The following is a 12,593-nucleotide window of genomic DNA, read 5'->3' as shown; positions in this document are numbered from 1 at the left end:
TCCGAAGCCATTATCCACGTCGCCGTGGGCAGTCTTTTGATGCGCAACAGCAATTGAACTAATTCCCAAACGGACTCTTAGGACGTTACGCCAGCAAGTGCGCAAGCCCATCTGCGCACTTGCCCTGTTCAGTTGCGTGGTCAATCTTCTACTGATGACCGGCCCTTTGTTCATGCTGCAGGTCTATGACCGAGTGCTTTCCAGCGGCAGTGTTCAAACGCTGGTAGCACTTGTAATCCTGGTCGTCGTGCTTTTCGCATTCATGGGGACGCTTGACGCAATGCGATCGCGCGTTCTTGCCCGCCTTGCCGGGCGCCTTGACGAAATTCTGCGTGGACCGGTCTTTTCTGCAGTTCAATCGGATGCATGGCGGGGCGCGGGAAACGCTGGCCCGTCGATCCGCGATCTTGAGGCCATTCGCAGCTGGATCTCTGGTCCGGGACCGGCGATGTTTTTCGATGCGCCGTTTGTGCCGCTTTATATCGGCGTGATTTTTCTGCTGCACATATGGCTTGGATGGTTCGCGGTGGGCGCTGCATCGGTGCTTGCTTGTTTTGCAGTTGCAAATGAATGGCTTACCCGCGGACCGCAACTCGCAGCCTCCACCGCCGCCGAGTCAGCCCAGCGCCTCGCAGAAGAAAGCCGACGTCAGGCTGCGCCTGCCGTCGCGCTAGGCATGGAATCCAATCTGCGGTCGCTCTGGGAATTGAAGGTCGAAGAAGCGGTACTTCTGTCGAACGGACTTTCCGACAGGCTCGGAACCCTGTCGGCGATGTCGAAAGCGACACGACTCCTGTCACAGTCGGGCGTACTGGCCATCGGGGCCTATCTAGCCATCGGCCAGGAAATCAGCGGCGGAGTGATGGTTGCCGCGTCCATACTGCTGGCGCGCGCGCTTTCACCTATCGAGCAGGCCATCGTCCATTGGCGTAGCGTGCTGGTGGTGGTGCGTTCGTCCCGCAGGGTCGCCCAGTTGCTCAATGCCACCCAAGTAACGGCGTCGGATCCAATGGAGCTTCCCCCCCTCAATGGAACGGTGTCGGTTTCGGATATTGTCTGTGTGGCTTCCTCACGGAAGGAACCGCTGCTCGCCGGCATCTCCTTCAATGTGAATCCGGGTGACGGCCTTGGCATCATCGGACCCTCGGGCGCGGGCAAGACGACGCTTGCACACGCTATACTTGGAATTGCGCCTCTCGTCAGAGGCGAAATCCGGATAAGCGGTTCGACGCACGACCAGTGGAACCGCGATATTCTCGGGCGCCAACTCGGCTACTTGCCGCAGGATGCGGTGTTGTTTCCAGGTTCGGTAGCCAGAAACATCTCGCGATTCGAGCCGAATGCAGATGCGAAAGCCGTTCTTCACGCCGCCAAGCTCGCCGGTGTTCACGAACTGATCTTATCATTCTCCAATGGATATGGGACCCTGGTCGGCCAGGGCGGCGTGGCGCTGTCCGCGGGAGAGCGCCAAAGAATCGCGCTGGCCCGCGCACTCTATGGTGATCCTGCACTTGTTGTTCTCGATGAGCCTAATTCGAACCTAGACGCCGAGGGCGACCAAGCCCTTTCGGAGGCGATCAAAGCGACCCGCGACCGCGGCGCAACAATCATTGTGATCGCCCACCGCCCAAGCGCAATCAATGCAGTCAACATGCTGCTTTATCTGCGCAGCGGCAAACAGGTCGCCTTCGGCCCGAAAGACGAGGTCCTTCGACAAGTCACCCGGGCGGTCGTACCGGAGCCGCACCAAGGTAACAATGTTGCCGTGATGAGGGCCGGCAATGAGTGACGACCGCGAAAGCAATTTTTCTATTTCGCTCAGACGGACACAACGAGCCGGAATTGCGGTCGTAGCAACTCTCGTTCTCGTTCTCGGCGGCTGGGCCGCGACCGCAAGCATTTCGGGTGCGGTGATCGCGCCAGGCCAAATCGTTGTTCGCTCAAACGCGAAAAAGGTGCAGCATCTCGAGGGAGGAATTGTCCTTGAACTGAACGTGGAGAATGGCCAACGGGTGCATGCAGGCGATGCGATCATGAGGCTTGACCCATCTGAGCCCCGTGCGCGGCTGGCAATCATTATTGCACAGTTGGCCGAATTGGAAGCCGAACTAAAGAGACTCGAAGCGGAACGCGACGGACATTCCGTGTTGGAGTTTCCTTCAGAACTTGTAAAGTTGATGCCGAAATCTGAACTTGAGCGTATATTTGACAGTCAGCAAAAGCTTATTGCGTCGCGCTTGGAAGTTGTTGCAGGGAAAAAGCGTCAACTTGCTGAACAGGTCAATCAAATCAAAAATCAGATCAGCGGCATGGAAGCCCAACTCGAAGGCAGAAAACGGCAGCTGGCGATCGCGGCTGCCGAGCTCGAGACAATGCAGGGTCTGCTAAAGGATGGATTGGTTCAGAGGAACCGCGTCTTGGACCTTGAACGTGAAAAGGCAGACGTAGAGGGCGATATTGGCCGGCTCGTTGCCGAAATCGCGAAACTGAGAGGAGCTGTCAGCGAAGTGGGACTTAGAGCAATACAAGTCGACGACGACTGGCGCTCCGAAGTGCTGACTGCGATTGCGGAAGTAAGAACAAAGGTCGGATCACTTCGCGAGCAGCGCCAAGCTGCGCAGGAGCGCATTGACCGGATCGATGTAATCGCGCCGCAGTCGGGATTCGTGCATGAGCTAGCCATTCACACGGTCGGCGGAGTGGTCGGTCCGGGCGAGACGCTAATGCTCATTGTTCCAGAGTCGGATCCGCTGGTTCTCCGTGCACGGGTCCGTCCTCGTGACATCAACGCGATCTGGGTCGGCCAACCCGTGCGGGTCCGCCTGTTGTCATTCAATCAGAAAACCACGCCAGAGGTGAACGGACAGGTCGCTATGATCGGCGCCGACATCTCGACTGATGCCCAGTCCCGTCTTCAGTTCTTCGAAGTCGACATTGTGCTCAATTCTGCTGACCTAGCGGGGCTAGATGCCCATGATCCGATCCGCCCCGGTATGCCTGCTGAGGCTTTCATTCAGTCGGGCGAGAAAACTGCCCTGGCTTATCTGCTCAACCCGTTGACTGAACAGGTCAACAAAGCCTTCAGAGAGTAGTGCAAGGGCGCCGATAACGTCAATGCTGACGCCGCAGGCCAAGTTCATCGTTTTCGTCGACTTCGTTGAGATTGCCCGGCCGAAATTTTCCGGAAGGCACATCGCCGGTCAGAGGGAAACCGAAAGCCCACCGTCAACGGCCAGAACATGGCCGTTGACGTAGGCGGCAGCGTCGGAGGCGAGAAACACCACGGCTCCGCCCAGCTCCTCAGGCTGGGCCCAGCGGCCCGCCGGGGTTCGTGTCTCGACCCATTTGGTGAAGGCCTCGTCGCTCATAAGCGCGGTGTTGAGTTCGGTGGCGAAATAGCCAGGGGCGATCGCGTTGACGGTGATGCCGTGACGGCCCAGCTCAGCGGCAGTGGAGCGTGTCAGCCCGTGCAGACCCGCCTTTGCCGCCACATAGGCGTGAATGGTGGGACGGCCAAGTATCGCTGCAACCGATCCGGTGTTTATTATGCGCCCGAACTTGTTTGGCAGCATCAGGCGCACCGCGTCGCGCATCATGCGGAAGCAGGCCGAAAGATTGACGGCAATCACATGGTCGAAATCCTCGTCCTGCCATTCGACCAACTGACTTCGATGCTGGATGCCGGCGTTGTTGACCAGAATATCGAGGCGGCCGTGGCGTTCGACGATTCCTTCGAGCGACGCCCTTGAGATCGCTGCGTCGGTGACATCGAACGGCAGGGCTTCGGCACCGATCCTTTCAGCCGACGCGGCGAGGGCGGCCGGATCGCGGGCATTGACGATCACTGTCGCGCCGTTTTCCACAAGTGCCTTGGCCATGGCGAAGCCGAGACCACGCGAAGCACCCGTGACCAACGCGACACGGCCGTTGAGCGAGAACAATTCCGACATTGATATCCCCTAGGAAAAGGGCGGGAGTTTCCTCCCGCCCAATAGCGCTATTTGGCGATGCAGGTATCCGCTGTCTCCGGAGTGCAAATGTCAAGGCCGGTGTAGGTCGGGTCGGCCGGCGGAGCTTTGCCGTCCTTCATTTCCTTCAGCGCCATCATCGTCTTGTAGCCCATTTCGAACGGCCGCTGGCCGACCTGGCCAAGCGAGAAACCTTCCTTCATCTGGTCGATCTGCACGGGAAGCGTGTCGGCGACGACCAGGGCCAGGGCCTTCGAGGCGATCTTGTCCTTGTACGGTGCGACCGCGGCGCGGTTGGCATCGGGGATGAACTGCGGGAAGCCGCCGGTTGGGATGAACGCATCGAGGTTCGGGTTTTTCGCCATGATGTCCTCGAACTGCTGCACCGAGCGCGGGAAGTCATCGTCGGTGTAGAGTGGGCAGCCTTCGATTTCGGTCCAGCCGTTCTGTCCAGTCAGGCGGTCGCCGGGCGAGGCAGCCGACTTGGTCCCCGAAAGCGTGTCGCGAATGCCTTGCATGCGCTCATTGTGGTTGGCTGCCGCCGCGCCGCCCGACTGGATACAGATCGTGCCGCCTTTGGGCTTGATCTGCATGGCAAGCTTGGCGAGGTTCGCGCCGATCTCATAATTGTGCGTGCCGATATAGGCGACGCGCAGATCCTTGTTCTCGGGCAGCAGGTCGGAGTCCCAGGTGAGGACCGGGATGCCCGCGTCCTTGGCGGCCTGCAGCGCAACCGCCATCGCCGCAGCGTTCGATGGCGACACGGCGATGCCGTCCACCCTCTTGGCCACGAGATCCTGCACGATCTGTACCTGCTCGTCGCCGCCGCCGTGCTCGCCGGGGCCAATATACATGCACTCCAGGGCACCATTCGATTCGGCTTCGGCCTTCTTGCAGCCGTCGCGTGCCTGATCGAAGAAAGGATTGTTCATGTTCTTCGGCACCAGGGCGAAGGTGTATTTCGCCTCGGCACCGGAAACGGCGAGCACCATGGCGCCAAGCGCGACAGCCGCCGTCAGCAGATGTTTCTTCATGTGAAGTTCTCCTCCTTGGTGTGATGTCCCGCAGGCCTCCCGCCGGCGGGTTTCTAGCGGCTTTTTTTGGGCATCAGGACTGCCAGCGACGCGGCGAGGATCGATTTGCCGCCGGTTTGCATGCCCAAAAGAACCGCAAGAACGATGAAGGCGCCGACGAAGGCACCTTGCCAGTTTGAATCGATGCCGGCCATCAGCAGCGCATTCCTGATCACTTCGAGGAACGCCGAACCGATGACTGCACCGAAGGCCGTGCCGGCGCCGCCCATCAGGCTGGCGCCGCCAATGACTGTCGCCGCAATGACGCGCAGCTCATAGCCTTGGCCCATCGCATTGATGGCCGAGCCGTTGTAGCCGAGGAGCAGGAGCGAGGCGACCGAGGCGGTGAAGGCCGAGAAAAGGTAAGCCTGGAATTTAATCCAGTCGACCGGAACGCCGGTGAGCCGTGCCGCCTCCTCATTGCCGCCGATGGCGAACAGATGCCGGGCCCAGGCAGTGAAATTGAACACGAAGCCGACAATCAGCGCCAGGATCACCATGGTCCAGAACTGCGACGACAGTTCCGGTATCCAGTGCGGCGCCCAGTCCTCGGGTCCATGCCGCGGCCATTTCGCCTGACCTATCGCCTTCACGATCGGAGCATCGGGCCCGAACTGGTAAAGCATCTGGTTGGCCGAGAACACTACCGCCAGCGAGCGCGCGACGGACAGCATGCCGAGGGTGACGACAAAGGACGGCATTCCGACGTAGGCGACAAAAAATCCGTTGACCGCGCCGCAGGCCAGACCGGAAAAAAGGCCCATGGCGAAGGCGATGTACCAGGGATAATGCCAGGTGAGGAACAGGCCGGCGACGATGACCACGAGGCCCATGATCGAGCCGACCGACAGATCGATGCCACCGGTGATGATGACGACCGTCATGCCGAGCGCCATGATGCCGAAAGGTGCAAGATTGCGCGTCACATTGGCGACGTTTTCGGAAGTGCCGAAGCTCGGCTCCATCGCCGTCATCAAAATGACGAGTGCGATCAGCGCGATCGTCACCCAGAAGGGCTGACTTGAAATCACGCGTTGGAAAGCTGTCTGTTCCTTGGTCGGGACGAAGTCCGACATCGCCGGCTGGCCGGCTTTCTCGGCTGACTCCTGAACCATAACCGGCTCCTGAACACTATTCGCCACGGATGGCCCCCGTTATCAGTCCAGTGATTTCCTCGGGCGATGTGTTGCCGGTGTCCTTGTCGGCAACCTTCGAACCTCGCCTGAGCACGATGATGCGATCCGCTACGGCAAAAACGTCAGGCATGCGGTGGCTGATCAGCATGACACCGACGCCTTGCGCTTTCAGGCGCCGGATCAATTCGAGCACTTCGGCCACCTGGCGGACGGAGATGGCGGCGGTCGGTTCGTCCATCAACACCAGCTTGGCGTTTGAAAGCCGGGTTCGCGCAATGGCTACCGCCTGGCGCTGCCCACCGGACATCTTCTTGACCAGATCGCGGGGCCTGGTTTCCGATTTTAATTCCCTAAACAGCGCTGCCGAGCGGTCGATCATCGCCTGCTTGTCAAGCACCCTGATCGGCCAGAAACCTTTCTTGATCTCGCGGCCCAGGAAGACGTTCTGCGCGGCCGTTAGGTTATCGGCAAGCGCCAGGTCTTGATAAACGACTTCGATCCCCTTGGCGCGGGCCTGGACGGGTTTATGGAAATGGCAAACCTCGCCGTCCACGACAATTTCGCCGTCGCTCGGCGGGAAATTGCCAGCCACGGTCTTGACCACGGTGGACTTGCCGGCGCCGTTGTCCCCCATCAGACCCACGACTTCGCCTCGCTCCACCTGGAAGCTGACGTCGCTCAGGGCCTGGATGGCCCCGAAATTCTTGGAAACGTGGCGAACCTCAAGCACCGGCATCGCGGTCCTCCCCGGACAACATTTGCCAATCTTGTCCCGGACTTATGCAAGACAGCTAATCAGCGAAATGTATTCGACACAATACGTATTCGAAGGAGACCGGCATCCCTTGTTAGAGGGGGGCAGGTGGACCCCCGAGCAGATCGCCACTGCGCCGGCTTCGATGGAACGAGCTTCGGTTCCGACTATCCAGGGTCTCGAGGGGGAACAGTTCAGGCGCGGCGTCGATTGCGGGGTGGGCCGCGGAGTTCGGCGCCGAAGTAATGACGACCCACCGAGAGAACGGGACTTGCGAAGTTGTAGGATGACCGTATGATCGGACCCATGACTTCGGTTTATCCATCTCTTCAACGCGAAGCTTCCGGCGCAATTGTTGAGCTGCCTGCGCAGTTGGCGGGTAATGCGCTGATAGACGGACGATCGCCGCTGGCAGAGCGCTACCTCCTCGATTGGAGCCGCGACAGGCGCGGAAGCGCCCGCTTCATCGTGCGTCCAGGATCCGTGGAAGACGTCCAGGCGTTTGTGAGATGGTGTTCGCAGAGCGGTGTCGCTATCGTCGTGCAGGGTGGCAATACCGGACTTGCCGCCGGCGCGATTCCAGACAATTCGGAGTTCGCAGTGCTGTCGCTTGAGCGTCTCAATCGGATACGCCGCGTCGATCCGCTCGACTTCACGCTGCAGGCTGATGCCGGTGCGGTGCTGCAGGACGTCAAGGACGCCGCTGAAGCATCCGACATGATCTTCCCTCTCGCACTTGGTGCGCAGGGATCGTGCACGATCGGCGGCAATGTCGCGACCAATGCCGGCGGCATCAATGTGCTGCGCTACGGCATGACGCGTGATCTGGTGCTCGGGCTTGAGACGGTCCTGCCGGACGGCACGCTGTGGAGCGGCATGAACGGGCTGCGCAAGGACAATCGCGGCTACAGCCTGAAGCAATTGATGATCGGCTCGGAGGGCACGCTCGGGGTCGTCACGGGGGTCGAGGTGAGGCTTTCGCCCCGGCCGACGCAGGTCGAGACCGCCTATGTCGGACTGGGCAGCTTCCGTCAGGCGTGCGAACTGTTCCGCATGGCGCGGCATTTCTGCTCCGACCTTCTCAGCGCGTTTGAGGTCATCGGCGAGGAGTGCCTGCCGCTGGCCCATCTCATCGATCCGAACCTGCGCTCGCCATTGACACAAGAATGTCCGGTTCATGCGATCGTCGAACTCGCCTGTGGGCCAGGGATAGACGCCGGCGGACTTCTTGAAACGATGCTGGCGCGCGCCCTTGAGAGCGACCTGATCAAGGACGGCGTCGTCGCGCAAAGCCGCTCGCAGGCTGCCACATTCTGGGCCATCCGTGAGGGGCTGGTCGAGGGGCAGGCGCGGCGTGGCTTTCATGTCCGCACCGACCTCTCGGTTCGCCTCAGCCAGGTGCCGAAGCTGATCGAGCAAGCACGCGCGTGCATCGTGCGCGAGTGGCCAGGCTGGACATCCCTGACCTATGGCCACGCGGGTGACGGAAACATCCATTTCAACGTGCTGCCTCCCATCGATTGCGACCCCGGCGAAGCGAGGATCGTAGCTCAGGCGGTTTTGACCCGACTCTATGAACTGGTCGGCGCGCTCGGCGGCTCGTTCAGCGCCGAGCATGGCGTCGGTCGGAGCCGCAGTCAGGTGTTCTGGGCCGGCCTGTCACAGCGCGAGCGGCAGCTTCATACCGCGATCAAAGCAGCTTTCGATCCGGCAGGCCTGTTCAATCCCGCGTGTCTCATGCCTGGTCCGGGCGATTTGTAGGAGAAGCCGCATGAAGCAGCGTTCGTCCATCATCGGCAGCGTGGAGGCGCTTCCGCATCGCGTCGCGTCGCATCTGAGCCGCGAGATCGAGGGCGGCGACATCATCCCGGGAGCCCGGCTTCCCACCGAGAGCCAGCTCGCCGACAAGTTCGGCGTCAGCCGCAATGTTGTCAGGGAAGCGATTGCCCAGCTTCGCGCCGACGGCATGATCGAGGCGCGGCAGGGCATAGGCGCATTCGTCATGGCGCCGGAACAGCGGACAGCCATCCGGATCGACCGCGAAGCGCTGAAAGACCAGCGCAACATGGAGCAGCTCTTCGAGCTGCGCAGCATCCTGGAGACCGAATCCGCCACGCTCGCCGCAGCGCGTTGCGCATCCGACGATCTTGACGCCATCAAGTCTGCGCTGGACCGCATGGGTGGCGAGGAGCGCTGGGAGGATGGCAGCATCGAGGCTGATCTGCTTTTCCATCGGGCGATCGCCCGGGCCACCGGCAATAGTTATATCTACACCTTCATTTCCTTCGTCTGCGAGCAGATCCGCCAGTCGATCCACTATGCCCGCCTCACCAATCCGCTCCACGACCTGGTCGAGGTCAACGTCGCCGAGCACGTGCGAATCTACGACGCGCTCGCCGCGCATGATCCGCAGGCAGCCGGCGAGGCGATGCGCCGGCACATCGAAGGCGCGGCATCGCGCGTCGGCGTCGAACTCACCGCGAAGATCAATCGAGGCAAATGACCATGTCGCTCGGGCAGACCAAGGCAATCACCGATATCTGCATGCTTGTCGAGGATATCGACCGCACCATCGACTTCTATACGCAGAAGCTCGGCTACCGGATCAGACGCCGCGCCGAGGGCTTTGTCGATTTTCATTCCGAACGCGTGACGCTCGCCGCATGGGAGCTGGATCACATCAATCGCCACTGCGGTGTTTCGAATGTCCGCTCACCGAAGCATGCGCACAAAGCATGCGTCGCCATGGAACTTGAAAGCGCTGGCGAGGTCGACCGGCTCTATGCCGAACTGTCGGATAAGGGAGTGCCATTCGTCGGGCCGCCCGGCGACTATGTCTGGAACGCGCGCTGCGCCTACTTCCACGACCCGGACGGGACGCTGTGGGAACTCTACGCCTGGACCGGCGCGGGACCGGGCGACTATCACGACACGCAAGGGTGATCCGATCGCGACGGCCTCGCAAGAAGGACCGCGCCGCATGCAAACAGTCCAACAAAGGAGCAAGAAGATGAGTGGGAACACATCGCAGTGGAATCGCAGATCGATCCTGAAGGCCGGCGCCGCCAGCCTGGTGGCTTTCGGGCCGGGACTTCAGCTGTTCGGCGCCAGCGCCTCGGCAGCCGCCAAGCTCGTCGTCCAGTATGACTGGCTGATGTCGAACGGCCAGATCGGCGACGTGGCGGCCGTCGCCGATGGCTACTTCAGGGAAGCCGGGCTCGAGGTCGAGTTCAGCCCTGGCGGACCGAACGCCGCCACCGTGCCGCCGGTGGTATCGGGTGCCGCCCAACTCGGCCAATTCTCCGAATCGCCTCAACTCTATGCCGCGCGGGCGAGCGGCGTTCCGGTGAAGATCATCGCCTGCGGCTATCGCACCGGACCCTATGCGCTGACGTCGAAACCGGAGAAGCCGATCCGGTCGGTGGCGGATCTGAAGGGAATGCGGATCGGCACGCAGCCGACCGCGCGCTTCGCCATCGACGCGATGCTCGCGAAGAACAAGATCGACCCTTCCGAGGTCACCATCGTCAATGTCGGGTTTGACAAGGCGCCGCTGGTTCGTGGCGACGTGGATGCGATCGGTGGCTGGATCACCAACACGCAGGCGCTCAGCGTCGTCGGCGACGATCGCATCGATCTGCTGTTGTCGGAGCTCGGCCTGGCGTCCTATGCCAACGTCTACTTCGCGACTGACAGCGCCATCGAATCCGATTCCGAGACCCTGGCGAAATTCATCGGCGCGGTCGCCAAGGGGTGGGGCTGGGTCCACGCCAATCCCGAGCAGGCGGTCGACAAGCTCGTCGCGGCCTATCCCGAGATCGACGCAGGCTGGGAAAAGAAGACGATCCCCCTGGTGCTGAAACTGTCGTTCGACGACAACACGAAAAAGGATGGATGGGGCACGTTCGATCCTGCCTCGATCGAGAGCCAGATCGCGCTGCTTGACCAGATTGGCCAGTATCCGAACGGCAGGCCGAAGGCCGAGGACGTCTATACGACGAAGGTTCTCGAACTCAGTGCGGCTGAACGGCCGAAGCTCGGCGCGCCCGCCTCTTGATGGCCGCGCCGGCCATCGAAACCTCCGGTCTCGACGTCGGCTATCCCGGCCGGCGCTCGGCCGTGACGGTGATCTCCGGTCTCGACCTGACAGTCGAGGCCGGGACGTTCCTGTCGATCCTTGGGCCTTCGGGGTGCGGAAAGTCGACGTTTCTGCGGGTTGTCGCCGATCTGCTGGCGCCACTTGCGGGCACGATACGGGTGATGGGCGAAACGCCGTCGGCGGTGCGCTCCGGCCGCGGCGTGGGCTTCGTCTTCCAGGACTCGACCCTTTTGCCGTGGCGCACGGCGCGCGAGAATGTGCGGCTGCCGATCCAGGTGGGCCGCCGCAGCCTGTCGCGCATGATCGACGACCGGGCCGACGAGCTGCTCGAACTCGTCGGCCTGTCGGCGCTCAGCGAGCGCCTGCCGCATCAGCTTTCCGGCGGACAGCGCCAAAGGCTGGCGATCGCCCGGGCGCTGCTTGGCGAGCCACGTCTGCTTCTGATGGACGAGCCGTTTGGCGCGCTCGACGAGATCACCCGCGATCGCCTCAACGACGAACTGCTGAACCTTTGGCGGCGGACCGGGACTACCGTGCTGTTCGTCACACATTCCATTGCCGAAGCCGTCTACCTCGGACAGCGCGTGATCGTGCTTGCGGCCCATCCGGGACGGATCGTCGCCGACCACGATCTGCGTCCGCTGAAGGGGCCGGACAACAGATGCTCGCGCGAGGATCCGGCGATCGTCGCGGCAATGGCCAGGATGCGCTCCGCTCTTGGAGCGGCCTCGTGAACCGCGGCCCGCTTTCGCCGTTCGCACAGACCGTGCTGCCGATCCTCGGCGCCGGCTCGCTCATTCTCGCATGGCAGGTCCTGCTGCCGCTCGCCGGCGTGCCGGCATACATCGTTCCGACGCCGACCGCGATCGCGGGCGTGTTTGCCAGGAACGGATCGCTTCTCCTGTCGAACCTCTGGCCGACGGCCATCGAGGCGCTCTCCGGCTTCGTGCTCGGCAACCTCGCCGCAGTGCTGCTGGCGGTCGTCTTCGTGCACAGCCGTACGCTTCAGGCTGCCTATTTTCCGGTCGTGCTGTTCTTCAATACGATCCCGGTCCTTGCGCTGGCCCCGGTCGTCATCCTCATCTTCGGCCTCGGCATGCTGCCCAAGATCGTGATCGCGGCGGTGATCTGTTTCTTTCCGACGCTGATCAACATGATCCGGGGCCTGGAATCGGCGAGCGCCAGCGAGCACGAGCTGTTTCGCGTGCTGTCGGCGACGCGTTGGGAAGTATTCTGGCGCCTGCGCCTGCCGCGTGCGCTGCCAATGCTTTTCGCCTCGCTGCGGATCGCCTCGGCGACCGCGGTGATCGGCGCGATCGTCGGCGAATGGATCGGCTCCGACAAGGGTCTCGGCGCGCTGATCATCCAGGCGACCTTCAACTATCAGTCCGACCGGCTCTACGCCGCCATCGTGCTCTCATCGCTGTTGTCGATCGGGTTCTTCATGACCGTCGTCGCCGCTGAGCGATGGTCGGTTCGATACCGTTGACCGGTTGGCTCCCAGGGGTGGCCGCTTGGGTCGCGCAGGGGACTTTGCTCTACCGCGCAGGCGAGGGTTGGCCT

Annotated in this window: 12 protein-coding genes; 8 read left to right on the top strand and 4 right to left on the bottom strand. The window is 61.8% G+C overall.

Features of this window, described 5'->3' with window-relative positions; all coding sequences use genetic code 11:
* Nucleotides 1-97: 97 nt before the first annotated feature.
* Together CIT26_RS19950 and CIT26_RS19945 are read left to right on the top strand one after the other, a co-directional pair.
* Complete coding sequence (locus CIT26_RS19950; RefSeq protein ID WP_167391469.1) at nt 98-1,789, top strand: type I secretion system permease/ATPase; 1,692 nt, start codon at nt 98-100, stop codon at nt 1,787-1,789.
* Nucleotides 1,782-3,092, top strand: a complete 1,311-nt coding sequence (locus tag CIT26_RS19945; protein ID WP_095494181.1) for an HlyD family type I secretion periplasmic adaptor subunit — start codon at nt 1,782-1,784, stop codon at nt 3,090-3,092. The genes CIT26_RS19950 and CIT26_RS19945 overlap by 8 nt, the downstream gene beginning before the upstream one ends.
* Before the next feature lie 108 nt (nt 3,093-3,200).
* Here the strand turns inward: CIT26_RS19945 and CIT26_RS19940 are convergent, their stop codons facing one another.
* From CIT26_RS19940 to CIT26_RS19925, 4 genes are read right to left on the bottom strand one after another with little or no spacing between them, the layout of a single operon-like run.
* Nucleotides 3,201-3,950: a glucose 1-dehydrogenase gene (locus CIT26_RS19940; RefSeq protein WP_095494180.1), complete on the bottom strand. Its 750-nt coding sequence runs from the start codon at nt 3,948-3,950 to the stop codon at nt 3,201-3,203.
* Between the two features lie 47 nt (nt 3,951-3,997).
* A complete protein-coding gene (locus CIT26_RS19935) occupies nt 3,998-5,002 on the bottom strand; it encodes a sugar-binding protein (protein WP_095494179.1) in 1,005 nt (334 codons plus the stop codon).
* A gap of 53 nt (nt 5,003-5,055) precedes the next feature.
* Entirely contained in the window at nt 5,056-6,156 is a 1,101-nt protein-coding gene (locus CIT26_RS19930; RefSeq protein WP_425350360.1) for an ABC transporter permease, read from the bottom strand.
* Between the two features lie 16 nt (nt 6,157-6,172).
* Complete coding sequence (locus CIT26_RS19925; RefSeq protein ID WP_023799117.1) at nt 6,173-6,913, bottom strand: ATP-binding cassette domain-containing protein; 741 nt, start codon at nt 6,911-6,913, stop codon at nt 6,173-6,175.
* Between the two features lie 312 nt (nt 6,914-7,225).
* On the opposite strand from CIT26_RS19925, the gene CIT26_RS19920 reads away from it, so the two are divergent.
* The 6 genes from CIT26_RS19920 to CIT26_RS19895 all read left to right on the top strand — a co-directional run bounded on the left by CIT26_RS19920 (nt 7,226) and on the right by CIT26_RS19895 (nt 12,519).
* Nucleotides 7,226-8,692 (top strand): FAD-binding oxidoreductase, encoded by a 1,467-nt coding sequence (locus CIT26_RS19920; protein WP_245319485.1) that lies wholly within the window; start codon nt 7,226-7,228, stop codon nt 8,690-8,692.
* A 10-nt stretch (nt 8,693-8,702) separates the two neighbouring features.
* Complete coding sequence (locus CIT26_RS19915; protein ID WP_095494178.1) at nt 8,703-9,434, top strand: FadR/GntR family transcriptional regulator; 732 nt, start codon at nt 8,703-8,705, stop codon at nt 9,432-9,434.
* Nucleotides 9,435-9,436: 2 nt separating this feature from the next.
* On the top strand, nt 9,437-9,874 hold the full coding sequence (locus tag CIT26_RS19910; RefSeq protein ID WP_425350361.1) for a VOC family protein: 438 nt from the start codon (nt 9,437-9,439) through the stop codon (nt 9,872-9,874).
* Nucleotides 9,875-9,941: 67 nt separating this feature from the next.
* Entirely contained in the window at nt 9,942-10,988 is a 1,047-nt protein-coding gene (locus CIT26_RS19905) for an ABC transporter substrate-binding protein (protein ID WP_095494176.1), read from the top strand.
* On the top strand, nt 10,988-11,764 hold the full coding sequence (locus CIT26_RS19900; RefSeq protein WP_206072785.1) for an ABC transporter ATP-binding protein: 777 nt from the start codon (nt 10,988-10,990) through the stop codon (nt 11,762-11,764). Before CIT26_RS19905 ends, CIT26_RS19900 begins: the two co-directional genes overlap by 1 nt.
* Nucleotides 11,761-12,519, top strand: a complete 759-nt coding sequence (locus CIT26_RS19895; protein WP_245319484.1) for an ABC transporter permease — start codon at nt 11,761-11,763, stop codon at nt 12,517-12,519. Before CIT26_RS19900 ends, CIT26_RS19895 begins: the two co-directional genes overlap by 4 nt.
* Nucleotides 12,520-12,593 lie beyond the last annotated feature (74 nt).

This window comes from Mesorhizobium temperatum (assembly GCF_002284575.1).
In the GTDB taxonomy this organism is placed as follows: domain Bacteria; phylum Pseudomonadota; class Alphaproteobacteria; order Rhizobiales; family Rhizobiaceae; genus Mesorhizobium; species Mesorhizobium temperatum.
This window is presented reverse-complemented; position numbering and strand designations above follow the sequence as displayed.

Excerpts from the sequence above, each read along its gene's own strand:
- CIT26_RS19945 (WP_095494181.1), top strand. The coding sequence starts at position 1,782 with ATGAGTGACGACCGCGAAAGCAATTTTTCTATTTCGCTCAGACGGACA.
- CIT26_RS19940 (WP_095494180.1), bottom strand. The coding sequence starts at position 3,950 with ATGTCGGAATTGTTCTCGCTCAACGGCCGTGTCGCGTTGGTCACGGGT.
- CIT26_RS19935 (WP_095494179.1), bottom strand. The coding sequence starts at position 5,002 with ATGAAGAAACATCTGCTGACGGCGGCTGTCGCGCTTGGCGCCATGGTG.
- CIT26_RS19930 (WP_425350360.1), bottom strand. The coding sequence starts at position 6,156 with ATGGTTCAGGAGTCAGCCGAGAAAGCCGGCCAGCCGGCGATGTCGGAC.
- CIT26_RS19925 (WP_023799117.1), bottom strand. The coding sequence starts at position 6,913 with ATGCCGGTGCTTGAGGTTCGCCACGTTTCCAAGAATTTCGGGGCCATC.
- CIT26_RS19920 (WP_245319485.1), top strand. The coding sequence starts at position 7,226 with ATGATCGGACCCATGACTTCGGTTTATCCATCTCTTCAACGCGAAGCT.
- CIT26_RS19915 (WP_095494178.1), top strand. The coding sequence starts at position 8,703 with ATGAAGCAGCGTTCGTCCATCATCGGCAGCGTGGAGGCGCTTCCGCAT.
- CIT26_RS19910 (WP_425350361.1), top strand. The coding sequence starts at position 9,437 with ATGTCGCTCGGGCAGACCAAGGCAATCACCGATATCTGCATGCTTGTC.
- CIT26_RS19905 (WP_095494176.1), top strand. The coding sequence starts at position 9,942 with ATGAGTGGGAACACATCGCAGTGGAATCGCAGATCGATCCTGAAGGCC.
- CIT26_RS19900 (WP_206072785.1), top strand. The coding sequence starts at position 10,988 with ATGGCCGCGCCGGCCATCGAAACCTCCGGTCTCGACGTCGGCTATCCC.